This is a genomic window from Methylobacterium sp. Leaf112 (assembly GCF_001423295.1).
GTDB lineage: Bacteria > Pseudomonadota > Alphaproteobacteria > Rhizobiales > Beijerinckiaceae > Methylobacterium.
Map to the genome: position 1 here is coordinate 107,861 of NZ_LMNG01000029.1, position 24,080 is coordinate 131,940.

27 protein-coding genes are annotated in these 24,080 nt (G+C 69.8%); 13 read left to right on the forward strand and 14 right to left on the reverse strand.

Annotated features, from left to right (window positions below):
* Positions 1-23: 23 nt before the first annotated feature.
* The 4 genes from ASF52_RS12960 to ASF52_RS12975 all read right to left on the reverse strand — a co-directional run bounded on the left by ASF52_RS12960 (position 24) and on the right by ASF52_RS12975 (position 2,768).
* Positions 24-953, reverse strand: coding sequence for an AEC family transporter (locus ASF52_RS12960; RefSeq protein ID WP_056172564.1), 930 nt, complete (start codon positions 951-953; stop codon positions 24-26).
* Between the two features lie 29 nt (positions 954-982).
* On the reverse strand, positions 983-1,603 hold the full coding sequence (locus tag ASF52_RS12965) for a Maf family protein (protein WP_056172566.1): 621 nt from the start codon (positions 1,601-1,603) through the stop codon (positions 983-985).
* A 47-nt stretch (positions 1,604-1,650) separates the two neighbouring features.
* Positions 1,651-1,875: a hypothetical protein gene (locus ASF52_RS12970; RefSeq protein ID WP_056172569.1), complete on the reverse strand. Its 225-nt coding sequence runs from the start codon at positions 1,873-1,875 to the stop codon at positions 1,651-1,653.
* Between the two features lie 62 nt (positions 1,876-1,937).
* The gene (locus ASF52_RS12975) at positions 1,938-2,768 is read right to left on the reverse strand and encodes a pyruvate, water dikinase regulatory protein (protein WP_056172573.1); all 831 of its coding nucleotides are present in this window, start codon (positions 2,766-2,768) and stop codon (positions 1,938-1,940) included.
* A 518-nt stretch (positions 2,769-3,286) separates the two neighbouring features.
* Here ASF52_RS12975 and ASF52_RS12980 point away from each other — a divergent pair.
* The 5 genes from ASF52_RS12980 to ASF52_RS13000 are packed head-to-tail and all read left to right on the forward strand — an operon-like array spanning position 3,287 to position 5,909.
* On the forward strand, positions 3,287-4,417 hold the full coding sequence (locus tag ASF52_RS12980; protein WP_056172576.1) for a uroporphyrinogen decarboxylase: 1,131 nt from the start codon (positions 3,287-3,289) through the stop codon (positions 4,415-4,417).
* Positions 4,417-4,866: a protoporphyrinogen oxidase HemJ gene (hemJ, locus tag ASF52_RS12985; RefSeq protein ID WP_056172579.1), complete on the forward strand. Its 450-nt coding sequence runs from the start codon at positions 4,417-4,419 to the stop codon at positions 4,864-4,866. Before ASF52_RS12980 ends, hemJ begins: the two co-directional genes overlap by 1 nt.
* A gap of 59 nt (positions 4,867-4,925) precedes the next feature.
* Positions 4,926-5,219 (forward strand): type II toxin-antitoxin system RelE/ParE family toxin, encoded by a 294-nt coding sequence (locus ASF52_RS12990; RefSeq protein ID WP_056172581.1) that lies wholly within the window; start codon positions 4,926-4,928, stop codon positions 5,217-5,219.
* A 19-nt stretch (positions 5,220-5,238) separates the two neighbouring features.
* Positions 5,239-5,538 carry an addiction module antidote protein gene (locus ASF52_RS12995; protein ID WP_056172582.1) on the forward strand — a complete coding sequence of 100 codons (300 nt, stop codon included), beginning with the start codon at positions 5,239-5,241 and terminating at the stop codon, positions 5,536-5,538.
* 20 nt (positions 5,539-5,558) lie between these two features.
* Positions 5,559-5,909: a lysozyme inhibitor LprI family protein gene (locus ASF52_RS13000; RefSeq protein ID WP_056172585.1), complete on the forward strand. Its 351-nt coding sequence runs from the start codon at positions 5,559-5,561 to the stop codon at positions 5,907-5,909.
* A 7-nt stretch (positions 5,910-5,916) separates the two neighbouring features.
* On the opposite strand, the gene hisG is transcribed toward ASF52_RS13000, so the two are convergent.
* From hisG to hemH, 3 genes are all read right to left on the reverse strand, one after another.
* Entirely contained in the window at positions 5,917-6,891 is a 975-nt protein-coding gene (gene hisG, locus ASF52_RS13005; RefSeq protein ID WP_056172589.1) for an ATP phosphoribosyltransferase, read from the reverse strand.
* Between the two features lie 10 nt (positions 6,892-6,901).
* Complete coding sequence (locus ASF52_RS13010) at positions 6,902-8,074, reverse strand: ATP phosphoribosyltransferase regulatory subunit (RefSeq protein WP_056172592.1); 1,173 nt, start codon at positions 8,072-8,074, stop codon at positions 6,902-6,904.
* A gap of 76 nt (positions 8,075-8,150) precedes the next feature.
* Entirely contained in the window at positions 8,151-9,224 is a 1,074-nt protein-coding gene (gene hemH, locus ASF52_RS13015; protein ID WP_056172594.1) for a ferrochelatase, read from the reverse strand.
* Positions 9,225-9,326: 102 nt separating this feature from the next.
* Here hemH and ASF52_RS13020 point away from each other — a divergent pair, with 102 nt between their 5' ends.
* From ASF52_RS13020 to ASF52_RS13035, 4 genes are all read left to right on the forward strand, one after another.
* A complete protein-coding gene (locus ASF52_RS13020; RefSeq protein ID WP_056172597.1) occupies positions 9,327-10,280 on the forward strand; it encodes a class I SAM-dependent methyltransferase in 954 nt (317 codons plus the stop codon).
* Positions 10,281-10,353: 73 nt separating this feature from the next.
* Complete coding sequence (locus tag ASF52_RS13025) at positions 10,354-11,877, forward strand: bifunctional metallophosphatase/5'-nucleotidase (protein WP_056172599.1); 1,524 nt, start codon at positions 10,354-10,356, stop codon at positions 11,875-11,877.
* A gap of 13 nt (positions 11,878-11,890) precedes the next feature.
* A complete protein-coding gene (locus tag ASF52_RS13030) occupies positions 11,891-12,586 on the forward strand; it encodes a uracil-DNA glycosylase (RefSeq protein WP_056172602.1) in 696 nt (231 codons plus the stop codon).
* A gap of 153 nt (positions 12,587-12,739) precedes the next feature.
* Positions 12,740-13,156, forward strand: coding sequence for a hypothetical protein (locus tag ASF52_RS13035; protein ID WP_056172607.1), 417 nt, complete (start codon positions 12,740-12,742; stop codon positions 13,154-13,156).
* 58 nt (positions 13,157-13,214) lie between these two features.
* Here ASF52_RS13035 and ASF52_RS13040 read toward each other — a convergent pair whose 3' ends face one another.
* Both ASF52_RS13040 and ASF52_RS13045 read right to left on the reverse strand, forming a co-directional pair.
* Positions 13,215-14,888, reverse strand: coding sequence for a formate--tetrahydrofolate ligase (locus tag ASF52_RS13040; RefSeq protein ID WP_056172609.1), 1,674 nt, complete (start codon positions 14,886-14,888; stop codon positions 13,215-13,217).
* Positions 14,889-15,125: 237 nt separating this feature from the next.
* Positions 15,126-15,347 (reverse strand): heavy-metal-associated domain-containing protein, encoded by a 222-nt coding sequence (locus ASF52_RS13045; protein WP_056172612.1) that lies wholly within the window; start codon positions 15,345-15,347, stop codon positions 15,126-15,128.
* A 379-nt stretch (positions 15,348-15,726) separates the two neighbouring features.
* Here ASF52_RS13045 and ASF52_RS13050 point away from each other — a divergent pair, with 379 nt between their 5' ends.
* Both ASF52_RS13050 and ASF52_RS13055 read left to right on the forward strand, forming a co-directional pair.
* Positions 15,727-17,166 (forward strand): EAL domain-containing protein, encoded by a 1,440-nt coding sequence (locus tag ASF52_RS13050; RefSeq protein WP_056172615.1) that lies wholly within the window; start codon positions 15,727-15,729, stop codon positions 17,164-17,166.
* Positions 17,167-17,242: 76 nt separating this feature from the next.
* Positions 17,243-18,130: a TIGR01459 family HAD-type hydrolase gene (locus tag ASF52_RS13055; RefSeq protein ID WP_056172618.1), complete on the forward strand. Its 888-nt coding sequence runs from the start codon at positions 17,243-17,245 to the stop codon at positions 18,128-18,130.
* Between the two features lie 104 nt (positions 18,131-18,234).
* Here the strand turns inward: ASF52_RS13055 and ASF52_RS13060 are convergent, their stop codons facing one another.
* Together ASF52_RS13060 and ASF52_RS13065 are read right to left on the reverse strand one after the other, a co-directional pair.
* Positions 18,235-18,768, reverse strand: coding sequence for a protein phosphatase CheZ (locus ASF52_RS13060; protein WP_056172621.1), 534 nt, complete (start codon positions 18,766-18,768; stop codon positions 18,235-18,237).
* 162 nt (positions 18,769-18,930) lie between these two features.
* Positions 18,931-19,314: a response regulator gene (locus ASF52_RS13065; RefSeq protein WP_018046001.1), complete on the reverse strand. Its 384-nt coding sequence runs from the start codon at positions 19,312-19,314 to the stop codon at positions 18,931-18,933.
* A gap of 262 nt (positions 19,315-19,576) precedes the next feature.
* Between ASF52_RS13065 and ASF52_RS13070 the strand changes: the two genes are divergently transcribed.
* Both ASF52_RS13070 and ASF52_RS23510 read left to right on the forward strand, forming a co-directional pair.
* A complete protein-coding gene (locus ASF52_RS13070; RefSeq protein ID WP_056172992.1) occupies positions 19,577-20,626 on the forward strand; it encodes a bifunctional riboflavin kinase/FAD synthetase in 1,050 nt (349 codons plus the stop codon).
* A 333-nt stretch (positions 20,627-20,959) separates the two neighbouring features.
* Positions 20,960-21,088, forward strand: a complete 129-nt coding sequence (locus tag ASF52_RS23510) for a hypothetical protein (RefSeq protein ID WP_274533795.1) — start codon at positions 20,960-20,962, stop codon at positions 21,086-21,088.
* Between the two features lie 141 nt (positions 21,089-21,229).
* On the opposite strand, the gene ASF52_RS13075 is transcribed toward ASF52_RS23510, so the two are convergent.
* From ASF52_RS13075 to ASF52_RS13085, 3 genes are all read right to left on the reverse strand, one after another.
* On the reverse strand, positions 21,230-21,994 hold the full coding sequence (locus ASF52_RS13075; protein ID WP_056172624.1) for an anti-sigma factor family protein: 765 nt from the start codon (positions 21,992-21,994) through the stop codon (positions 21,230-21,232).
* A gap of 262 nt (positions 21,995-22,256) precedes the next feature.
* A complete protein-coding gene (locus tag ASF52_RS13080) occupies positions 22,257-22,874 on the reverse strand; it encodes a sigma-70 family RNA polymerase sigma factor (protein WP_056172628.1) in 618 nt (205 codons plus the stop codon).
* A gap of 75 nt (positions 22,875-22,949) precedes the next feature.
* Entirely contained in the window at positions 22,950-24,062 is a 1,113-nt protein-coding gene (locus ASF52_RS13085) for a patatin-like phospholipase family protein (RefSeq protein ID WP_082483802.1), read from the reverse strand.
* Positions 24,063-24,080: the final 18 nt, after the last annotated feature.

The following is a 24,080-nucleotide window of genomic DNA, read 5'->3' on the forward strand; positions in this document are numbered from 1 at the left end:
CGATGGCCTCGGCCGAGCCAGGCCTAATCGAGGAAACCCTGGAACACCGTCAGGACCAGCGGAATGGCGAGGCCGGCCAGGATGGTCTGGACCGCGACGATCCCCGCCATCAGCGGTGCGTCGCCGCCGAGCTGGCGCGCCATGATGTAGGAGGACGAGGCGGTGGGGAGAACCTGGAAGATCAGGGCGGTCACGGCGGCGGGGCCGTGGAGGCCGACGGCGCGGCAGGCCAGCACCGTTGCCACGGGCATCAGCACGAACTTGACGGCCGACGACACCAGGACCGGGCGCATCCAGGTCCGCGCCGCCGACAGGTCGAGGGCGGCTCCGACACAGAGCAGGCCCAGCGGCAGGGACGCCTGCCCCAGCGCCTTGAGCATCGGCTCGATCCCCGGCGGGAGGTGCAGTCCCGACGCCTGGAGGAGGATGCCACCGAAGCACGCGATCACCAGGGGATTGAGGGCGAGCTGGCGGGCGAGGCCGGCCGGTCCGGGCCGTTCGCCGGTGCCGAAGCGGGCGAAGACGAGCACGCACAGGATGTTCACCGTGGGCACGATGGCGGCATTCGCCACCGCCGCGAGGGCGAGCCCTTGCGCACCGAACACCCCGATCGCCGCCGAGACGCCGACATAGTTGTTGAAGCGGATGCCGCCCTGGAACACCGAGGTGAAGGACGCCCCCTGGAAGCCGAGGCGTGATCGCGCCAGGAGCAGGATCGCCGCGACCGCGCAGGTGGAGACCACCAGCACCACGACCAGGGCCAGCACCGGCACGCCGTCCAGCCGCGCCGTCGTGAGCCCGTGCACCATCAGGGACGGCAGCAGCACGTAGTAGCTGAGGCGTTCGGCCTGGGGCCAGAAGCCCTCGCCGAGGAAGCCGACGCGGCGCAATGTGGCGCCCAGCGCGATCAGCAAGCCGATGGGCACCAGGGCGAGGAGGACGGACCCGATCATCGCGGGCCGCCTGAGACCGGAGCGGGCATCTAGAACGCCAGGAGCCGTCGGGCGCGCAGGCGGGCGAGCAGGGGCAGCAGGGGCAGGCCCAGGATGGTGGTGTGGTCGCCCGCGACCTCCGCGAACAGATGGATGCCGAGGCCCTCGAGCTGGTAGGCGCCGACGCTGGACATGGCGCCGGGTCCCGCGAGCGCCACGTAGGCCGCGATGGACGCCGCATCGAGGGGCCGCAAGGTGAGGTGCGCCGTCTCAACGAAGGTGTCTGGCGCGTGCACCCCGTCGATCAGGGCCACGGCGGAATGCAGGTGGTGGGTGCGCCCGGCGAGACGCGCGAGCTGCGCGCGGGCGGTCGCCGCGTCGGCGGGCTTGTGGAACACGACGCCGTCGCAGGCGAGCACCTGATCGGCCCCGACGACGATCCGGCCCGGCGCACGGGCGGCCACCGCCTCGGCCTTGGCGAGGGCGAGACGCAGGGCGAGGTCGGACGGAGCGAGCCCCGCACAAGCGGCCTCGATGGCGCGCTCGTCGACACCGGGGCTTTCGGTTTCGACGGTGAGGCCAGCCCCAGCGAGGAGCGCGCGCCGGGTCGGGCTGGTGGAGGCGAGGAGGAGCGGCGCGGCGCCGCGCCATAGGGGGGAGGGGGAATCCATCGCTCCAGTGTCACGGATCGCCGCGCCCCGACAAGATGCGCTCGATTTCAGCGGCGCATGCTGCGGAAGCGGCAGTACCGGCCGTTGTCCTGGAACCCGCCCGGGCATCTGGCGACGCAGGCACCCGCCGCGAACTTGAGAGGCGGCCGGCAGGAATATTTGTGGCTCTTGTTGCGGTACTGGTAATCCTGCGCCCGGCCGGCTTGCGCCGGGGAGACGGACGTGCCGACGATCAGAGCGAAGAGGGCGGCGCAGGCGAGACGGTTGGGCATCGGGCATCCTGAAGTGACGGATCGCAGGGTCAACCCGCGTGGGTTCCCGTTGGTTCGCGCCCTCAGGTGGCGATGAACTTCAGCCGGTGCTCGCGGTGCAGGTCGAGGATCGCCGCGGCGGTCTCCTCGATGGAGCGGCGCGTCACGTCGATGGTCGGCCAGCGGTGCTTGGTGCACAGGCGCCGGCACGCCGCGATCTCGTCGGCCACGGCCGAGCGGTCGACGTAGAGGGAGGAATCGTCGGCCTTGAGGCTGAGGAGCCGGTTCTGGCGGATCTGCACGATGCGCTCGGGGCTTGCCAGCAGCCCGACGAGGAGCGGCTTTCGCGCGTTCTCCAGGGAGGCCGGCAGCGGCATGCCGGGCACCAGGGGAAAGTTCGCGGTCTTGAGGCCGCGGTTGGCGAGGTAGATGGCGGTCGGCGTCTTCGAGGTGCGGCTGACGCCCACCAGGATCACGTCGGCCTCGTCGACATCGAGGGGCAGATTGCCGTCGTCGTGCGCCAGGGTGAAGTTCATGGCGTCGATGCGCTTGAAGTACTCGGCGTTGAGCATGTGCTGCGCGCCCGGTCGGGCCGTCGAATCCGCGCCGAGGTAGGATTGCAGCAGGGCGTGCACGGGCTGGAGCACGGACAGGCACGGCGAGCCGGTCTCGCGGCAGGCCGCCTCCAGGCGCTCGGTGAGGTCGTGGCCGACCAGGGTGTAGAGCACGAGGCCGGGCGCCGCCTCGATCTCGGAGATCACCCGTTCGAGCTGCGGACCCGAGCGCACCAGGGGGTAGACGTGCTCGATGGCCGAGACGCCCTCGTACTGCGCGGCCGCCGCGCGGCCCACGTTGATCAGGGTCTCGCCGGTGGAATCCGACACGAGGTGGAGGTGGAAGTAGCTGCGGCTCATCGAGAACTCTGTCTCCTCGGAATCAGGAGACAAGGAGCGTGCCGGCCTTGTCCACCGCTTGCGCCTTGGGGGAGTCGATGAATGTGGATAAGCCGGCTCGTCACCGTGGTCCAGGCAGGACCCACCCCGTGTTGTCGACTCTCGCGTCCACACACCGTCCGACGCACGTCGACCGGACGCGGTTTTGGGAGAATCAGGGACCGACCGGCGCCCAGCCGCGCGGAGCGCCTCACAAGGCACTGTCCGGCATCGTCTATCCGGGACATTGCTCGCAATCCGTTAAAGCCCTCTTAACGCCGTGGCGGCGGGGACGGCCTGTGGACGCTTTTCCGCTCCCGTCATCCAGCCCTCTAAAAGAAAAAACAGAGTCCTAGAATCTCTCTTTCCTTTTAGAAGGGCCGTGTGGGGATCGATCCGTCGCGACCTCCTCGAGCGGAGATCAGAACGGTTTTCGAGGGGGAGACAGCCGGGCCATCGGTGCTACATACCGGTCACGGGGTTTGGGTGTCGGAGATCGGATGAGCCAGGGTGATGGGGCGGACCGCGTGGTCCTGCGGGTGCTCTCGGGCGAGGCGCAGAAGCGCCCCCCCGCCTGGATGATGCGTCAGGCCGGCCGCTACCTTCCCGAGTACCGGGAGGTCAGGGCGAAGGCCGGCTCGTTCCTCGACCTCTGCTACAACCCGGATTTCGCCACCGAGGTCACCCTCCAGCCGATCCGGCGCTTCGGCTTCGAGGCGTCGATCCTGTTCTCCGACATCCTCGTGATCCCCGATGCCCTCGGCCAGGACGTGCGCTTCGTCGAGGGCGAGGGGCCGCGCCTCGATCCACTCGCCGGCCGGGCCGAGTTCGAGCGCCTGCGCCAGGCCGACGATCCGGCGATCTTTTCGCATCTGGCCCCCGTCTTCGAGACGGTGCGGCGGCTCCGTGCCGAGCTTCCCCATGAGACCACGCTGCTGGGTTTCTGCGGCGCGCCCTGGACGGTGGCGAGCTACATGATCGGTGGACGCGGCACGCCCGACCTTGCGCCGTCGCGGGCGCTCGCCCGCCACGACACGGCCCTCGTCGAAGCGCTCATCGACCGTCTCGTCACCGTGCAGACCGAGTACCTCGTGCGCCAGCTCGAGGCCGGGGCCGACGCCGTGCAGATCTTCGAATCCCATGCCGGGTCGCTGCCCGACGTGCGCGGCGCCTCCGAACCGGAGGAAGCGCCCGTCAACGAGGTCGCCGAGAGCGCCCTGCCGGAGGGCACCCCGCGCGACGCCCTGACCCGCTGGTCGCTCCAGCCCATCGCCCGGATGATCGCCGGCGTGCGCGCCCGGGTGCCGGGCGCGAAGATCATCGTGTTCGCCCGGGGCTCGGGCCTCGACGGCCACGCCCGTGTGGTGCCGGAGACGGCGGCCGATGCCGTGGGCGTCGACTGGTCGGTGGATCTGGCGGCGCTCAGGGGCCGTGTGCCGGCCACCACGGTCACCCAGGGCAATGTCCACCCCGAGACCCTCATCGAGGGCGGAGCGGCCCTGGACGCCGCCGTGGACGGCGTGCTGGCGGCGACGGATGGCCTGCCGCACATCTTCAACCTCGGCCACGGCATCACGCCGCAGACGCCCATCGCCCATGTCGAGCAGATGCTGAAGCGGCTTCGCGGCTGATGGACGGCCTCTACCTCTGGATCAAGGCGCTCCACGTCGTCGCCGTCATCTCGTGGATGGCGGCGATGCTCTATCTGCCGCGCCTGTTCGTCTACCACGCCTCCCTGGTGCCCGGACCGCACGCGCAGGCGCAGTCCGAGACCTTCAAGGTGATGGAGCGGCGGCTCCTCAAGGCGATCATGACGCCGGCCATGATCGCCACCTGGATCTTCGGGCTGATCCTCGTCTGGCAGAGCGGCTACTACGCCGCCGGCTGGCTCCAGGCGAAGGTCGCCCTCGTGCTCGCCATGAGCGGCATCCACGGCTGGCTCGCCCGCATGGTCAAGGATTTCGCCGCCGACCGGAATACGCGCGGCCACAAGTTCTACCGGGTGCTCAACGAAGGACCGACCCTCCTGATGGTCGCCATCGTGGTGCTGGTGGTGGTGAAGCCGGGGCTGTGGGGGTGATCCGCCGGACCTACCCTTGGTCTACTTGTAAGGGAGTCGCTTAAAAGCTACAAAAGATCGTGGCGACTATTCTCCGGCATCCGAATTTCGTCGCATGGTTCGATGCCCTTCGCGACGATCGCGCGCTGACCCGGATCGCCGTTCGGATCAGGCGGCTCGAACTGGACAATCCGGGGGATGTCAAACCGGTCGGTGAGGGCGTCAGTGAAATGCGGATCGATTACGGACCGGGCTATCGAGTCTATTTCCGGCGGACCGGTTCGGACATCACGATCCTTCTCTGCGGCGGCGAAAAATCAACACAAGCGCGGGACATCGAGACCGCGAAGCGGCTGGCGCGCGAACTGCGATGATCGTTGGTAGGGTAAAGCTATGACCATCGAACTGAAGCCCTGGGACGTGGCCGAGTATCTCGACACTCCGGAACGCATCGCACTCTACATCGAAGCTGTCATCGACGATGGCGACCCCGCACTGCTTGCGGCGACCCTAGGAGATATCGCGCGCGCGCGGGGCATGGCTCAGATCGCCAGGGAGACCGGGCGTTCGCGCGAAAGCCTGTACCGGGCGCTCTCCGACAAGGGAAACCCTGAACTCACCACCCTGATGGGCGTCCTGAAGGCCCTTGGCCTGCAGCTGAGCGTCAAACCCATCACCCCCGCAGCGACCTGACCCCCGCCTCAAGGACCGCCATGTCCCCGATCCTGTCCGCTGCCCTCGCCGGGATGACCCTGGCCCTCGTCGCGACGACCGCGCAGGCCGCGAGCTTCCCGTGCGACAAGGCCGAGGCGGCCGACGAGAAGGCCATCTGCGCCACCCTCGTCCTCAACGACCGCGACGTGGAGATGGCCACCCGCTTCGAAATCCTGCGCGCCATGCTGCCCATGGGCGGCAATGCCAAGCTGCGCGAGGACCAGGAAACGTGGCTCGCCGAGCGCCGCGCTTGCGAGGCGGACGTCGCCTGTCTCACGCAGGCCTACGACGCCCGTCTGAAGACCCTGCGGGCGGTGTTCTCGGAATTCGCCAAGCAGGGGCCGCTCTGAGGCGCCCTCAACCCAAACGGGCGAGAAGCCGGTCCATCAGCGGGTTGTCCGGCGTGAAGGCGTAATCGATCTTGCGCACGCTGACCGAGCCGGCTCCGGCCTTCACCAGGGCGTCGGCCAGATCGAACACCGCGTCGACGGGGCAGTGCAGCACCATCTCGCCCCGTCCCTCGGGGGCGCCGTAGGGCAGTTCGGCGTCGTGCAGGGCGGAGATGCCGGCGAGATCGATGTCGCCGTCGTCCGGCATGGCGGCGCGGACCTCGCGGGTGGTGCGGGCCCGCTCCTCGGCCTGGATGCGGCCGAGCACGGCCCGCAGGGCGTTGCGCGGGCTCGGGCCCCAGGCGGCGTTGAGGGAGGCGACGAGGTTCGCCTCCGAGCGCAGGATGATCCCGTCGTCGAGGATCTTCAGGGCGTTGGCGGCCAGCGTCGCGCCCGTGGTGGTGATGTCGACGATGATCTCGGCCGAGCCCGCCGCCGGCGCGCCCTCGGTGGCGCCGAGACTCTCGACGATGCGGTAATCCGCGACCCCGTGCTCGGCGAAGAACCGCCGGGTGAGGTTCACGTATTTCGTGGCGATGCGCAGGCGCTTGCCGTGGCGCACCCGCATCTCGGCCGCGACCTCGTCGAGGTCGCTCATGGCCCGCACGTCGATCCAGGCCTGGGGCACGGCGACCACGACGGTGGCTTGGCCGAAGCCCAGCGGGGTCAGCAATTCGACCTGGCCGCGCGCCTCGGGCAGGGATTCGCGGATGAGATCCTCGCCGGTGATGCCGAGATGGGCCGCGCCCGAGGCCAGTTGCGCCGCGATCTCGGACGCCGAGAGGTAGCGGACCTCGACGCCCGGCACGCCGACGAGCTTGCCGCGATAGTCGCGAGCACCGGTGTTCTGCGCGAGCTTCAGTCCGGCGCGGGCGAAGAAGGCGGCGGCGTTCTCCTGCAGGCGCCCCTTGGAGGGCACGGCGAGGACGAGGGGATCGGTCATCGGCGCCGGCTCACGGGTGGGAAGTGTCGGATGTTTGGGAGGTGTCGGAAGGGGCGACCCGCGAGAGCCAGACGGCGCAGCCGACGGCCGGCACCGGGATCGGACTGCCGAGATGCTGCAGGAGGCCGTCGTAGCGGCCACCGCCGACGAGGGGCGGCCCGGAGGGGCCTGCCGCCGTCACCTCGAAGATGAAGCCGGTGTAGTAGTCGAGGTTGCGCGCGAACCCGCCCGAGAAGGCGAAGCGCTCGACGGACAGTCCCCGCGCCGCCATGAAGCCCGTGCGCTCCTCGAACAGACCGAGCGCCGCCTCGAGGGGCGGATGGTCGAGGCCGGCCGTGCGGATGAGCTCGCGCATGGCGAGTGCCGCCGCGTCGGGATCGCCCGCGATGGCGCGGTAGCGCTCGACGAGGGCGCGGTTCTCCGGGTTGAGGCCGGCGCCGCCGCTCGCCTGGGCGGCGGCCTTCGACAGGAAGCGCTCGGCGATCTCGCCGGCGCTGCGTCCGCCGACCCGCGAGATGCCCGCGATGGACAGCACGTCCTCCACGAAGGCGCGCACCCCCCTGGGGTCCTGGCCCTGGATCGCCGCGAGGAGGCCCGCATGGGGATCCTCCTGGCGCACGCCGTTGGTGACCTCGTCGAGCGACCGGCCGGCCGCGATGGCCCGCAGGGTCCGGCGCTTGGCGGCCGGGGGCACGGCCAGCGCGTCGAGGAGCGCGTCGAGGAGACCCATGTCGCCCAGCCGCACGGCGACGTCGCTGCGGCCCAGGGCGGAAAGGCCCTCCAGGGCGAGGCCGAGGACCTCGGCATCCGCCGCCGGAACGTCGGTGCGGCCGATGGATTCGATGCCCGCCTGGAGGAACTCGTCCGGCTCCTCGCGCCCGAGGCGGAACACCGGCCCGCAATAGCTGTAATCGGCCGATCCCCCGGCGCCGTGCGCGAGGTGGTGGCGACAGACCGGAATCGTGAATTCCGGCCGCAGGCACAACTCGGCGCCGCCGGCATCCTGGGTCACGAAGATGCGGCGGCGAATGTCCTCGCCCGACAGTTCGAGGAACGGCTCCACGGGCTGAAGCACCGGCGGGGTCACGGCGCCGTAGCCCGCATCCGCGAACTGGGCGAGCAGGCGCGCCGTGCCGTGCGATCGTCCGCCGGCGATCGCGCCGCCGGGTTCCGGGTTCATCATGGGTCCGCCCGCCTCGTCATCGCGCCCTCGTAGCAACCGGAATCCGGCTTGGCGACCGTCGTATCGACCGTGGCGACTAGAGCCAGCCCTGCAATTCGCGCCGGACCACGGTCTCGATCACCTTGAGGCCCAATGCGCCGTCGTTGAGGCACGGGATGTAGGCGAAGCGCTCGCCGCCATTGTCCTCGAAATAGTGCCGGTTCTCGCCGTCGAGCTCTTCCAGGGTCTCGAGACAATCGGCCGAGAAGCCCGGTGCCACGATGGCCATGCGCTTCACGCCGCTTTTGGCCAGCTCCTGCACGGTCTCGTCGGTGTAGGGGCGCAGCCATTCCTCGTTGCCGAAGCGCGACTGGAAGGTGGTGCGCATCTTGTCCGTCGAGAAGCCGAGGGCTTCCCGCACGAGGCGGCCGGTCTTCACGCACTGGCAATGGTAGGGGTCGCCCTTGAGGAGGTAGCTCTTCGGCACCCCATGGAACGAGGTCAGGATCACCTCAGGCTCGAAGTCGAGCTTGGCCAGCCCCTCGCGGATCGAGGTGGCGATGGCGTCGATGTAGACCGGATCGTCGTGATAGGGCGCCGAGACCCTCAAGGTCGGCTGCCAGCGCATCTTCATCAGGGCCTTGAACGCCTGGTCGCAGGCGGTGGCCGAGGTGGCGGCGGCGTATTGCGGATAGAGCGGCACGAGGAGGATGCGGTCGCAGCCCTGGTCGAGGAGCGCCTGGATGCGCTTGTCCATCTCGGGCTTGCCGTAACGCATGGCCCAATCGACCACGACTTGGTCGCCCATGGCCGCCTGAAGACCCTCGGCCTGGCCCCGGGTGATGGTCTTCAGCGGTCCCTCGTCGCGCTCGTTGTTCCACACGCTCGCGTAGTCGCGGCCCTTCGGCCCCGGGCGCTTCGTCAGGATGATGAGGTTGAGCAGCGGCCACCAGATCAGGCGCGGCACCTCGATCACCCGGCGGTCCGACAGGAACTCCTTGAGGTAGCGGCGCATGGGCCAGTAGCTCGTGCCCTCGGGCGTGCCGAGATTGGTCAGGAGCACGCCGATGCGGCCCCAGCGCACGGGCGGATGCTCGGCGGGGAGCGGTGCGGTGCTGGTCTGGAGCGGCATGCTGTCCTGCAGGGACGTCGGGGCGACGCGTTCGGTCATCGGGTTTCCGGAATCGCCGCAGGGGCGGAAAAGTTGTGCAAACGGGGATATCTATCTAGAGCAGGCGGCCTGCCAGCATCACCCGATGGATTAGGGCGCGACATGCCGTCTCCCCGGTACTTCTTTAACCACTTCATGCCGTTCACCGGCTATCCCTATACGGGTGCCCCGACCGCCTGCAATCTCTGCGGCTCGACGCGCAGCGTGACGGTGGCGGAGACCGACCGGCGCCTGAAGACCCTGCGCTCCATCGCCTGCGAGCAATGCGGCCTCATCCGCACGGACCCGATGCCGACCCCGGCGGAGCTGGCGGATTATTACGCGACGGCCTACCGGGCCGATTATCAGCTCGCCTTCGCCGGCGGCCCCCCGCGCAACCACCTCAACCGCTCGGCCCGCGAGGCGACGTTCCGCGCCAATCTCCTGGCGCCGAAGCTGAAAGCCGGCGCCCGCGTCCTCGATTTCGGCTCGGGCTCGGGCGAGTTCCTGGCGGCCGTGCGGGCCAAGGGCTGCGAGGCCGTGGGCGTCGAGCCAGGGCGGGATTACGCCAACTATGCCCGCACGCAGCACGGCGTCGAGGTGCTGGACGATGCCGACGACGCCCGCTTCCCGGCCGGGCATTTCGACGTGATCACCACCCACCACGTCATGGAGCACCTGCGCGACCCCGCCGACGTGATGGCACGCCTGTCGCGCTGGCTGAAACCCGACGGGGTGCTCTACGCGGCGGTGCCCAACATGGCCGCGACGGGCAAGCCGCCGCACGAGCGCTTCCACTTCGCCCACGTCCACGGCTTCGTGCGGGAGACCTTCGACCTCACGGCGCGCCGAGCCGGCCTCGTGCCGCATCCGGACTATTGGCGTGAGGACACCACGGTGGTCTACGCCCGGACCGACGCGCCCATGGGGGCCCTGGCCGTGCCGGGCCTCGCCGAGCGCCTCGCCATCGACCTGAAGCCGATGCCGGCGGGGGCCTACCTCGCCTCCGGCGCCTGGATCTGGCCGATGCTGCGCCGGAACGCCAAGGCCGTGCGCGACACCTTCGTGGCGCGCTGAGAACCGTCGTCGTCGCGTCGCGGGAGCTGTCCTAGAAGGAAAGTCTCCCGACGCCACCACCGAGACCGACCCCATGCCGCGCCCCAGCCGCCGCCAGACCTTCGGCCTCGGGGTCGGCGCAGGCCTCGCCGCCGGGATACACGATGCCCGGGCGGCCTCCACCGCGCCCGAGCCGACCTTCACCCTGCTCCTCGTCAACGACCTCTACCGGATGTCGGAAACCGAGGGTCGCGGGGGCTTCGCCCGGCTCAACGCCATCGTGAAGGCCGAGCGCGCGCGCGGCGTGCCGCTCCTCTACGCCCATGCGGGCGACACGCTCTCCCCGTCCCTGATGTCGGGCTTCGACCAGGGCGCCCACATCGTCGAACTCCTCAACATCGCGCCGCCCGACGTGTTCGTGCCGGGCAATCACGAGTTCGATTTCGGGCCTGCGATCTTCGCCCGGCGCATGGGCGAGGCGAACTTTCCGGTGTTCGCCGCCAATCTGCGCGATGGCGCCGGGCGCCCCTTGCGCGGGGTGCGCGACCGGACCCTCGTGACGCTGGGCGGCATCCGGGTCGGGATCGTCGGCATCGCGCTGGCCAGCACGCCGGACAAGTCGCAGTCGGGCGACCTGCGCTTCGCCCCCGAACTCGAAACCCTGGCGCGCGAGGCGCAAACGCTCCGCGCCGAGGGCGCCGACCTCGTGGTCGGGGTCTGTCACACGGGCCGGGCGACGGACGAGGCCATCGTCGCAGGCCGCCTCGTCGACATCCTGCTGTCGGGCCACGACCACGATCTGGCACTCCGGTACGACGGCCAGACCGTCATGGTCGAATCGAGCTTCGACGCCCATTTCGTCACCGCCATCGACGTGACCGTCCAAGTGACGGGATCGGGGAAAGCCCGGACGGTGACCTGGCGCCCGAGCTTTCGCGTCCACGATTCGGCACGCGTCGTTCCCGACCCCGAGACCCTGGCGGTGGTGCGGCGACTCGAAGGGGACCTGTCGCGCGAACTCGACGTCGCGGTCGGCGAGACGCGCCTGCCCCTCGACAGCCGCATCGCCGCCGTGCGCGCGCGGGAGGCCAGCTTCGGCAACCTCGTCGCCGATGCCGTGCGGGCGAGCACGGGAGCCGATCTGGCCATCGTCAACGGCGGCGGCATCCGGGGCGACACCCTGTACCCGGCCGGCCGGGTGCTGACGCGCCGCGACATCCTGCTGGAACTGCCCTTCGGCAACACAACGGTTCTCGTCGCGCTCACCGGCGCGCAGATCCGCGGCCTCCTGGAGACGGGCGTCTCGGAATTCGGCCGTCCCGCCGGGCGCTTCCCGCAGGTCTCGGGCCTCGTCGTCACCGTCGATCCGACGGCCCCGGTCGGGGCCCGCATCGTCGCCCTGAGCCATGGGGGCGTGCCCCTCGACCCCGACAGGACCTACACCGTGGGCTCGAACAACTTCCTGTACGATGGCGGCAACGGCTACGGCGCCCTGTCCAAGGGACGCACCCTCGTCGGCGGCACCGACGGCACCCTCGTCGCCAATGCGGTGATGGCCTACATCCGGACCAACGCGCCCCTGTCCGTTCCGTCCGAGGGGCGCATCCTGACGCGTTGAGGATCCCCTGCCGATGAGTTCAGGCCCCGTCGCCGATGCCCTCGCGCGCTTTCGCCGTTCGGGCTCGCCCTGGCTCGACCTGCCGTTCTTCGAAGGCGGCGCGGCCGACACCGTGGCGATGCGGGTCGATGAGCGCATCGCCGAGGGCGTCACCGTGCTGCCGGCGCCGGAGAACATCTTCAACGCCCTGGCGCTGACGCCGCTGACCGAGGTGAAGGCAGTGATCCTCGGCCAGGACCCGTACCCGACGCCGGGCGATGCCAACGGGCTGGCCTTCTCCTATGTCGGCCCGCGGCGCCTGCCGGCCTCCCTCAAGGTGATCCTGGCCGAAATCCCCGACCCGCCGGCCAAGCCGACGACCGGCGACCTCACGCCGTGGGCGCGCCGCGGTGTGCTGCTCCTGAACTCGGCTCTCACGGTGGAGCAGGGCAAGTCCGGTGCCCACCTGCGCTACGGCTGGGCGTCGCTCACCGATCAGGCGGTGGAAGCCGTCTCGAAGCGGGCGGAGCCGGCGGTGTTCCTGCTGTGGGGGGCGCAGGCCCGGGCGCGGGCCGCCCTCATCGACACCGCGCGCCACGGCGTCATCGAATCCGGCCATCCCTCGCCCCTGAACCGCCAGCGGGATTTCCCCGGCTCCCAGCCCTTCGCGGCGGCGAATGCCTGGCTGACGGCGCAGGGCGTCGCGCCCATCGATTGGCGTTTGGACTGAAGCGACGCAGCCGCTCGGACGTACCCCCTCGGCCGTGGCTCCTTGGGCTCGGCTCCTTGGACGCGCCCCCTTGGAGGAGTGGGGCGGGCGGTCTATTTCCGTCGAGCGCATAAGCGGAATTTAAGAAGCCGCCGCACCCCGAGGAAACGCCCGATGCCCGTACGCCCCCTTCTCGCCCTGAGTCTCGCGCTCGCCCTGCCGACCGTCGCGCAGGCCCAGATCCGCAACGCCCCGCAGCCGCGGGCGCTGGAATTCGCCGCCTACATCTTCGCCGCCGCCAATGTCTGCGGCTACCGCATCGGTGCCGAACAGTTCGAGGGGCTCCTGGAGAAGCAGGGAACGCGCGCCGCCGATGTCGGCCCGCGCGGCCCGTTCGGCGGCCGGGTCCAGACGATCTTCGCGATGATGTCGAACCAGATGCAGCTCAACCGCGAGACGGCGTGCCTCGCGGTGGCCGGCGAATACGGCCCCGAGGGCAACATCACCAAGAACGTGCTGCTGCCGCCGATGCCGGCCGGTGCCCCGAACGAGGCCACCCCGGCCGAGCCCGCGCCGAAGCCCGCGCAGTAGGGTTTGGATGCCGTAGGGTTCGGACGGAGGTCCCGAGGGGCCTCCGTCCGGTCCGAGGCTAGAACAGGCCTTCGATCTGGCCGTTGGCGTCGAGGTGGATGCCCTCCGAGGCCGGGACCTTGGGCAGGCCCGGCATGGTCATGATCTCTCCGCAGATGACCACGACGAAGCCGGCTCCCGCCGAGAGGCGCACGTCGCGCACGGCGATGACGTGGCCCTCGGGGGCACCCATCAGGTTCGGGTCGGTGGAGAACGAGTACTGGGTCTTCGCCATGCAGACGGGCAGGTTGCCGTAGCCGTCCTTCTCGAACTGGGCGAGCTTGGTGGCGGCCTTGGATTCGACCTGGATGTCGGCGGCCCCGTAGAGCTTCGTCGCGATGGTGCGGACCTTGTCGGTGAGCTTGGTCTCGGTCTCGTACGCGAAGGTCAGGGGTTTCTGCTCGCCCTCGGCCAGCTTCACCACGGCGTGGGCCAGTTCCTCGGCGCCGGCGCCGCCATCCGCCCAATGCTTGCAGGTGATGGCCTCGACCTGGAGCCGGTCGCGGCACAGCTCCTTCAGCTTGGCGTGCTCGGCATCGGTGTCGGCGTAGAAGTGGTTGACGCCGATGACCACCGGCAGGCCGAAGCTGCGCACGTTGGCGACATGGCGGGCGAGGTTGGCGAAGCCCTTTTCCAGGGCGCCGAGGTTCTCGGAGCCGAGCTCCTTCTTCGAGACGCCGCCGTGCATCTTGAGGGCGCGCACGGTGGCGACGATCACCACCGCGGACGGCTTCAAGCCCGCCTGCCGGCACTTGATGTCGATGAACTTCTCCGCCCCGAGATCCGCGCCGAAGCCGGCTTCGGTGACCACGTAGTCGCCGAGCTTGAGCCCGGCGCGGGTCGCGATGACCGAGTTGCAGCCATGGGCGATGTTGGCGAAGGGGCCGCCGTGGATCAGGGCGGGGTTGCCCTCCAGGGTCTGCACGAGGTTGGGCTGCAGGGCGTCCTTGAGCAGCACCGTCATGGCGCCCGTGGCCTTGACGTCCTTGAGGGTCACCGGCTTGCGGTCGCGGGTCTCGGCGATGACGATGCGGCCGAGGCGCGCCTCGAGATCGTCGAGGTCGCGCGCGAGACAGAACACCGCCATGACTTCGGACGCCACGGTGATGTCGAAGCCGTCCTCGCGCGGGAAGCCGTTGGCGACGCCGCCCAGCGACTGGGTGATCGACCGCAGGGCCCGGTCGTTCATGTCGACCACGCGGCGCCAGTGGATGCGGCGCACGTCTATGTTGAGCTCGTTGGCCCAGTAGACGTGGTTGTCGATGAGGGCGGCGGCCAGTGAGTGCGCCGACGTGATGGCGTGGAAGTCGCCGGTGAAGTGCAGGTTGATCTGCTCCATCGGCACGACCTGGGCCTTACCGCCGCCGGCAGCACCCCCCTTCATGCCGAAGCAGGGGCCGAGCGACGGCTCACGCAGGCACATCACGGTCTTCTTGCCGATGCGGTTGAGCGCGTCGCCGAGACCCACCGTGGTGGTGGTCTTGCCCTCGCCTGCCGGGGTCGGGCTGATGGCGGTGACGAGGACAAGCTTGCCCTCGGGCTTGTCTTCCAGACCCTTGATGAAATCGTGATCGATCTTGGCGATGTGCCGGCCGTAATTGTGAAGCGCCTCGTCCGGGATGCCGATCCGGGCAGCGACCTCGGTGATCGGCTTCAGGGTCGCCGCGCGGGCGATCTCGATGTCTGACGGCATGCCTCGTCTCTCCCGATTTTTTTCTTCGCGCCGAAGGGCGCGCGTTTGGCGTGTGCGGTGCCGGCGCCGTGTGGCGCACGCGGATCGGCCGCGCGGAACTGCACTGTGTCCGATCACACCAGTTTGATGGAAGGGGCAAGGAAAAGCGCTTGGGAAATTTTCAACGCGCGAACAAAATTTCGTTTGAGATCGGCCGGTTCCTGGAATCGGTGCGCCTTCGATGGGCTCACCCCCGGATCAGCCCGTCATGGCCGTCGCGGTGTAGCCGGCCTGGGTCAGGACCTCGGCCACCGTCCCGCTGTGCTCGCGGGTGGTGACGGCGACCCGGCCATGATCGAGGTCCACCGCCACCCGCGCGGCGGGATCGAGGTGCAGGATCGCCCGGCGCACCGCCTCCGCGCAGCCGTTGCAGGTCATTCCATCCACCTGCATCAGCAGGTCCGACTGCATCGCATCCATGGCGTCTCGACCCTATCGTCCTGTGTCTCGCACCGGGAGAGGTTCGCCGGACCCGGGAGAAAGGATGCGGGAACGGGAACTTCACCACAGCGCCGGAGATCGAATCCGGCTCGACGCCGCCCGGGTGCCCCGACCCGCCATGTTGAACCGGTGCGGATGGGATGCAAGCGCCGAGGACGAGCGCCGGGTCCCCCGGCATTCCAGATCCCTCGCGCCCCATCACCCGGAAACCCAAGTCACACCGGACGAAAATCGGCGTGGGCCGTCGCGCACGCATCTTGTGAGTGCCTGGCGTCTCGGCGACAAAGGCGGTCTGGCTGCCACCGATCCGTACCGTCGGTTGTGCGGCCCTTCATGGGTTCGAGGTGAGAGCATACCGATGGCCCGGATCGTCGGCCGGCGTGGCGGCCCGTGGGCACTTGGTCTGAAGGGTCTCGGTTTCCTGGGACTCGGCGCCCTGGTCCCGCTCTCCGCCTATGCCCCCCTCGGCGGGGCCTTCGCCCTCGCCACGGCCGGTGGTGCGGCGGCCCTCCTCGCCCACCGCCGGGCCGGAGCCCTGTCCGCCCGCTGCGAGAAGCTGTCGAGTGAGCTCGATGTGCTGTCCCAGCGCCTGGTGCGCCTCGAATCCGTCACCCGACTCATCGCAGAGCAGCAGGTGCGCGCCGATGGGGCCGCTTCCGGGGCCAATGCCGGCGCCGACACGGCGGCCCTGGCCGCCGGCGTCGAGGAGGTCACCGCCGAGATCGGCCTCCTCAGCGGCATCGTGCGTGAACTCGCCGCCGTGGTGGCGACCCAGGACGGGGAGATCGCCGGCCTGAAGGCGGCGCCCCCGGTCCCGACACCGGCGCCACGGCCCGTCGCACCCGAGATCGTGGTGGCGCCCCGGCAGGCGGCTCCCGCCGTGCCGTGGACTCCCCGACCTCTCGATGTGGCCGCGAGAGAGGTCGCGTCGCGGGAGGCCGGCCGCGAAACCGCGATCCTGACGGCCTTCGATGGGATCGGTCTCGAAGTCCATCTCCAGCCCGTGGTCTCCCTGCCGCAGCGCAAGGTCGTCTCCTACGAGGCGGTGGCGCGCCTGCGCGTCGCCGGGGCGGGCGAGCTTCCGTCCGGCACCCTCCTGGCGCCCGAAGCCTTCCTGTCCATCCTCGAGCGTCACGGCCGCACCACCGACCTCGACCGCCGCATGCTCCAGCGCACGGCCACCGTGGCCCGGCACCTGGCCGGACGCGGCAGCCGGGCGGCCGTCGCCTACGGCCTGTCGCCGCTCTCCCTGTTCGAGCCGGGCTTCCTGCGTTCCCTGGGCCGCCTCGTGGCCGATGAGCCCGATCTCGCCGGCCGCCTCGTGGTTGCCCTGCCACAGTCGAGCTGGCGCAGCCTCGATGCCGAGCAGGCCGGGGTCCTGGGGGATTTGCGCGGCCTCATCGGGTTCACCCTCGACCGTCCCGTGGACCTGCGTCTCGATCCCTCGGCGCTGGCCGACCGCGGCGTCGGGCAGGTGAAGGTGCCCGCCGACATGCTGCTGCGGCCCGGAATCCACGAAGGCCTGCCCGATATCGCACTGGAGGATCTCGTCGCTGCGCTCGACCGGGCGGGCATCCAGCTCGTGGCCGACCGCGTCGAACGCGAGACCGACGTGCCGGATCTCATCGACCTCAACGTTCCGCGGGCGCAGGGGACGGTGTTCGCCCCCGCCCGTGCCGTGCGCGCCGAAGTGCTGGCCGTTCCGCCGCCGCCCGAGCCGGTCCCGTCGGCGGGCGACGAACCCGAGCCGCCGCCCCAGCGCCGCCCGTTCCGGGATTTCCTGCGCCGCGCGGGATAGGGTTCCGGGCGTTGCTTTCAGGGGGGCCCGCGCCTAACCGGGCGACGCACCATGCCCGACGTCACGCAGGCCCCCAATGACCGAATCCGTGCCCACGATCTCAGGGCTCAGCGCCATCGCCGACCGGTTCGACGTGATCCTGTGCGACGTCTGGGGCGTGCTGCATGACGGCGTGCGCGCGCATGTCGGCGCGGGCGAGGCCCTGATCCGCTTCCGGGCCCTGCCGGGCGGCACGCGACCGCGCCGGGTGGTGCTGGTCTCCAACGCGCCGCGCCCCTGGGAGGGTGTCCGAACGATCCTCGACGGGTACGGCGTGCCGCGCGCCGCCTACGACGCCATCCTGACGTCTGGCGATCTCACACGCAGTCTGCTCGCCGAGACGCCGGGCACGCGGATCCACCATCTCGGGCCCGAGCGCGACGCGCCGATCTTCGCCGATCTCGATATCCGCCTCGTCGCGGCGGAGGAGGCCGAACGCGTGGTCTGCACCGGGTTGTTCGACGACACCCGGGAGACGGCCGACGATTATCGCCCGGCCCTGGAGGAATGGCGGGCGCGCGACGTGCCGATGATCTGCGCCAATCCGGACCTTGTGGTCGAGCGTGCCGGGCTTCTGATCCCCTGCGCCGGCCTCATCGCCGAAGCCTACGCGGCGCTGGGCGGTCGGGTCGCCTATGCGGGAAAACCGTATCGGCCGGTCTATGCGGCCGCCCTGGCGATGGCCGGTGCCCTCGACGGCCTCGCGGCCCCGGAGCCCGGGCGGGTCCTCGCGGTGGGCGACGCCCTGCGCACGGACATCGCCGGAGCGTCGGCGTTCGGGATCCCGAATCTCCTCGTCGCCCGTGGCATCCATGCCGAGGAATTGGGGGTCTCGACGGAGGAGGCCGCCCTCGGCGACGTCGCAGCCTGGCTCGGACGTCAGTCCGTTCGGCCGGACGCGATCATCGAACGCCTCGTCTGGTAGGATCTCATACCGGTCGATCGCTTCGCGATGCGGATCTGGGCTTCGCTCGGGCGCCGCGCGGGCTGCCTGAGACTGTCCCCGAATGGATCATCCGGAAAACAGTATCAGGCGAACATCGCGTCGATCTCGTCCTGGGCCGTCGCCGGTCCGTTGACCTGGGGCCCGTTGAGAATCAGCAGCTCGTTGCGGACGCGGCGCTCGACCTCTTCCGGGTCGATTCCGCCCTCGTCGCGGGCCTTCACGGCGGCAGCGAAGCGCGACAGGCGGCTCTCCAGCTGGCGCAGGGCGTCGACCACCTTGGTGATTCGCTGGCCGGTGATGTCCTGGAAGGTGCAGGCCTCGAAGATGTCGTTCATCCGCGCCTCGACGGCGGGACGGTAGTTCCTGTCGTCCGGCAGGCCGAGGATTTCCTCGGCCGCGTTCATGATCGTGTTCGTCGCCCCCGCCGTCGCGGCCACGACGCAGCCGAGCTCCTCGTGCGCCATGGGCAGACGGTCGCGCGTCAGTTCGTTGGCCCGCAGGGCGGCGATCTCGGTGCGGAGATGCGCGATGTAATCGGCGATCTCCACGAGCTCCCGGACCAGGGATGGTTTTTCCGGCGCGGCGTTCGCCTTGCGCGCCCTGTTTGCGAGTGCCATCGACTCCCGCCTCTCCCTGTGCCGTCCGGTGGGTCGAAAAGACTTGTGCGTTTGCCCGCCGGACGACCTACGCCCGGCCCTTGCGGGGGAGCGAGAGCCGTTCGCTCCGGCGCGATGCAACTCAACCGATGCGTGGACCGATCCGACGTATCGGTGCCCGCGTCAGGCGCCGCAGACCGCCTCGATCTTGCTCTTCAACGTCGCGGCGTTGAACGGCTTGACGATGTAGTTGTTCACGCCGGCCTTCTTGGCGGCGATGACGTTCTCGGTCTTCGATTCGGCCGTGACCATGATGAACGGCGTGGTGCGCAGGGCCTCGTCGGCGCGCACGTGACGCAGCAGCTCGTAGCCCGTCATCGGCTCCATGTTCCAATCGGAGATCACGAGGCCGTACTTGCGGTTCTTCAGGCGAGCGAGGGCGGCGGTACCGTCGGAGGCGTCATCGACCTCCTCGAACCCGAGCTGCTTCAGAAGGTTGCGGATGATACGGACCATCGTCTGATAATCGTCGACGACGAGGATCGGCATGCCGAGATCGAGGGCCATGGTTGCGTGTGCTCCGTCAGGTCGAGGCCGCCGCGTGCGCCGCGGCGGCTCGGGAATGGGCAGGGGCGAATCCGTGTCCGCGCCCTTGATCGTGAAACTACGGTCGATCGGCTTGCGAAGCGGTTAACTGCAGTGCTGGGTCGGCATCCCGGAGCGAGGCGAGACGCCTCGCTTGACCCTCCCGGTGGATTTCGACAGGTTCCGCCGCGAAACGCGACCCTTCGAGGCCGCGCTCATCCTGCCACAGCCATGTTGGGACAAGATGCCGCCCGGCGACAGGACAGCCCCGCCGGCCCCGGTCCCTGTGACGGGCCGGCGTTTCACGGTCTGCCGCGAGGACGAGCCGGTGCCGCCGGCCATCGCCGGGGCCATCGCGGCGATCGGTAATTTCGACGGCGTCCATTTCGGCCACCGCGCCCTGATGGCCGCCGTGCGCGAGACCGCCGGCGAGGCCGGCCGGCCGGCCGTGGCGCTCACCTTCGAGCCGCATCCGCGGGCGTATTTCGCGCCGCATCTGCCAATGTTCCGCCTGTCCGACGCGGCGGCCAAGGAGCGGGTTCTCGCCCGGCTCGGCCTCGACGGCCTCATCGTGCGCCGGTTCGATGCCGCCCTGGCGGGCATGGGCGCGCGTGCCTTCGTCGAGGGTCTGCTCGTGCGGGATCTCGGTCTCTCGGGCGTCGTCGTCGGACACGATTTCCATTTCGGCCGCGGACGCGAGGGCACCCCGGCCATCCTGGCCGAACTGTGCGCGGATGCGGGCTTGAGCTGCCGCGTCATCTCGGCCGTTTCCCTGCCGCCTCCCGAATCATTCGTTTCCTCGTCACCCGTTTCTCCGGAGAACGTAATGGACCCGGTCTCGTCGAGCGCGATCCGCGCGGCCCTGGCCGAGGGCGACGTCGCCCGTGCCAACGCCTTGCTCGGCTATCGCTGGTTCGTTTCGGGGGTGGTGCAGCACGGGGACAAGCGCGGGCGCACGCTGGGCTATCCGACCGCCAACGTCGCGCTGCGCGATTGCGGCCTCGCCCACGGGATCTACGCCGTGCGGGTGGCCCTGCCGGATGGAACCGTGTGGAACGGGGTGGCGAGCTACGGCCGGCGGCCGACCTTCGACGACGGTGCGCCCCTCCTCGAGGTCAACCTGTTCGACGTCGCGCGCGACCTCTACGGCCAGTCGATCACCGTGGAACTCGTGGCCCATATCCGGGGCGAGGAACGCTTCGACTCGGCCGAGAGCCTGATCGCCCGGATGGACATCGATGCCGCGCAGGCCCGCGCGATCCTGGCCGCCGACACCGTGCCGTCGATGCTGTAGGCTTTTGTTCTTGCCCCGACCGACCCGAGGGTACCCTCGCGGGCGGCATCGGACCGGCGCCAGATGCGATAAGCAAATCGTTAACCATCCGCGGCGCAATCTTCGCGTGTCCCGGATGCGGCCTCGGCGTGCAGCCGGATGGACACGATGCCGGGGCGGATGACGCCGGATGTACGCGCATCCGCTCCCGGCTTCCGTGGCTGCTCGCGCGCCTCGGAGGGACGCTCTCAGTTTCGCCGAAGTTCGGGGGTTGTCTCAGGGCCGACGGTCGGGCTCCCCTCCGGAGCCGCGACGTGCCGATCACGAAGCAGGTGCCTGATGGTCAAAACTCTGATGGTCGTCTTGACGGTTGTCCTCGTCCTCGCCCTCGCCGCCGTCGCGCGGCTGGTGCTGCTGCCGTTCCGAGGTGTCCGCGCCTTGAGCGCCCGCGCCTTCGGCCGTCGGCGCCTCGCGACCGCCTGACGACGGTTCACGAAGCGCCCGCTGCGTCATGGCGTCTGCCGTCCCGACGCTCACGACACCAACCGGCCTCGACCAGGCATCCCGGGAGGCACACCGAAACCCGCCGACGCTTCGGCGGGTCGGGATCGCAGGTCGGCGGCCCTACAGCTTCGTCGGTGTCGCGGCCAGCCGCTGTGCGGCGGCCTTGAGGCCGACCTGGTCGCTGCCGCTCAAGGCATAGGCCGTGCGTCCGACGGCCCAGTAGGCAGTCTCGCCGTTGCCGGGGCTCGCGACTTCGCCCTCGCCCGGGCCAGCCTTGCCGACATGGGTCGCGAACAGGGAGAGTTCGCCAAGGGCCCCGGCATCGATCACCACCTCGACGCCGGTGCCGTTGCGGGCCGGCACGATCTGGACGTCGCGCACGGTCCAGTCGCCCGGCAGGTCGGGGAGGGCGATGCCCGTGGCGCCGGCGATGCCGGTGCGGTCGTAGGTGGTGGTGCGCTGGGCCGCCAGCCGTCCGCGGATCTGGGCCGCTTCACGGGCGTTGCGGGCATCGGACACCAGCGTCGGGTCCACCGGTGCGGCGAAGGTGTCCGGCACCCCGAGGAGGAAGCTGTCCGAATGGGCGAGCCATCCGGCACCGACGAGGAGGGCGATGACCGCGGCCCGGCGCAGGCGGTCGCCGGCGCGGCGCCAGGCGAGGGATCGGTCGAGGCGCCGGGCCGCCGCGCGATTGCGCTCCGGACCGGAACCCGGCATCCGCGCGAACGCCTCGCGCAGGGCGTCGCGGTCGTGCATCTCGGCCATCACTCGGGCGGCGATCTCGGGGGCGCGGGCAAGGTGCGCTTCCACGTCGAGGCGTCGCATCACGTCGAGCTGTCCATCGACGAAGGCGGTGAGATCGGTGTCGGTAATCGGGTCGACCATCGCTGTCGCTTCCATTCGGTTCTGGCCTGCGCCTCGGCGCCGATGGTCGTCCGGCCAGATCGGTCGGTTCGTCGCCGTGATGGCCACGCCTTCGGCAATCGTCCGGGCCGGCGCCTCGTCCAGAGGTCGATGCGACCCCGTGAGCGATGTGCGTCGGCCCCTGTTCCTTCTGATGTCCCGCGGACCCGCTCGTGTGGGCCGGACAATCGAATCCTGCCCGTTGCCGGGCGATGATAGGCGATCGTATTTCTTTGCGAAACGGTCAGCTCTTCCCGGCGGCTCGTCCCCCGAGCCCTGCGCCCGCGCCCGGCCCAGCTTGCTGGGGCACGAGGCGCAGGCGCGGCCGCTCCGGTGGGGGGCTACGCTGTTCTGGGAGATCGCGCTCGCCTTCCTCGAAGGCCCGAAGGGCGGCGCGGCCGCGACCGAGCCGTGACATCAGGGTTCCGATGGGAATGCCGAGGACTGCGGCGGCATCGGCGTAGGCCATGCCTTCGAGGGTGACGAGGTGCAGGGCGGCGCGCTGCTCTTCCGGAAGGGTGAGGAAGGCGCGGCGGATCTGGGCGAGGCGCACCTGAGCCTCCTGAGCGGGCTGGGCGACCTCTTCGCTCATCTGCACGAGGGCTTCGGCATGGCGTGATTCCACGCGTTTGCGCCGCTGCTCATCGATGAAGACGTTGTGCAGCACCGTCATCATCCAGGTGCGCAGGTTGGTGTTGGGTCGGTGGATCTGACCCGATTCGAGGGCCCGCACAAGGGCGTCGTGCACGAGGTCGTCGGCCCGGAGACTGTCGCGGGTCAACGATCGCGCGTAGCGCCGCAGGGGCACCATGAGATCGACGATGGATGTGGCGGAGCCGGGCCGGATCGGTTCGGTCGTCATAGTAGGTATAACGGTTGGCCGACGGGATTAATCCCGCCGACCCCCAGGGCATCGCTCCGTTCCGTCGAAACGCGCCTAAGCGTAGGTGGCCTGCAGGTTGAGGCTGCAGGTCCGGCCGACCTGATCGTAGGTCTCGGCGAGCCACGCCTGGGCCGCACCCCGGCCCTTGTCGCGCAGGCGCTCGAACACCCGTAGACGCGCGTCGAGGCGCGAGGACGCCTGATAGTCGTCGAGGGCGCCGGTGCCGTCGATGCGGTGGACGTATTGCGACTTGTAGCCGCCCTGTCCGAGCACGCCCTCGGCGATGAGGCCGTCGAGGAAATCGATGGCGCGCAATTCCCGCATGAGATTGGCGTTGAAGGTGATCTCGTTGAGGCGATCCTGGATCTCCTGCTGCGTGCGTGGGGTCTCGCGCCGCTCCACGGGGTTGATCTGCACCAGGACGATGTCGCGGGTCTCCGCCCCCCGGTAGAGGGGATAAAGCGGTGGATTGCCGAGATAGCCTCCGTCCCAGTAGGGCACGCCGTCGATCTCCACCGCCTGGAACACCGTCGGCAGGCAGGCCGAGGCCATGAGGTGATCGACCTTGAGATCCGAGCGCTCGAACACAGCGAGCTTGCCGGTCCAGACATTGGTGGCGGACACGAACACCGCCGCCGTCTCGGCCTCGCGCAGACGGTCGAAGTTCACCTGCTTGGCCAAAGCCTTGCGGAGGGGATTGTAGTTGAGCGGATTCGACGCGTAGGGGCTCGTCTTGATCACGCGGCCCCAGAACTCGACGACGGGGTTGTCCTTCCACAAGGCGAACAGGCCGTTCAGGGCCCCGCGCTGGACCGGCCAGAGATCGCTGTCGAGGCTTACTTCGCGCCAGAACGTCTCCAGGGCGGTGCGTGCCCCATCGGGACCACCCTCGAGCCAGCCGTCGACCATCACCACGGCGTTCATGGCTCCGGCGCTCGCTCCGGTGATCGCCTCGAAGCCGAGGCGTCCGTCCTCGATCAGCGCATCGAGCACACCCCAGGTGAAAGCCCCATGTGCCCCGCCGCCCTGGAGCGCCAACGCGACGGTCTTCTCCGCACGCGGACCGGCCAGGACCTGCGTCGGCGCCGTGGCCCGCTCGGGGCAGGACCCACCGGGGCCGATATCGGCGGGTGAGTCGAGGGGCACGTCCTGATTCGCGTCGAGCATGGGGCCTCCCAATGGATG